The organism is Vibrio sp. S12_S33 (assembly GCF_963889785.1).
Classification (GTDB): domain Bacteria; phylum Pseudomonadota; class Gammaproteobacteria; order Enterobacterales; family Vibrionaceae; genus Vibrio; species Vibrio aestuarianus.
In genome coordinates, this window is the sequence record NZ_CAWPQZ010000350.1 from 1 (window position 1) to 266 (window position 266).

Annotated in this window: 1 pseudogene; it reads right to left on the minus strand. The window is 46.2% G+C overall.

Annotated features, from left to right (window positions below):
• Positions 1 to 266 (minus strand): annotated as a pseudogene (locus AACW06_RS20425) (IS1 family transposase); the annotation flags it as partial.

Below are 266 nucleotides of genomic sequence, written 5' to 3' on the forward strand. Positions count from 1 at the left end.
CAAACGGCTTGAGCAAAGCGAGCAACGAGCGCAGAGCATCCGTATTACGGCTACCAAATGCGTGAGCAATGATGCGCTTATAGCGAGGCTACCAAGCATACCAAAGCCAGCGGCGATTTTTCTTTTTACCTACGAATGACCATTGCTCATCAACTTCATAGATTAGAGAGATGTTTGCTTTATCGAAGGGTATAGAGGTCACTTGCCTTGGCCAGAGTTTTTTAAAGTGCGTAACACGGTGTTGTAGCCAACTTTTAAGACACGGC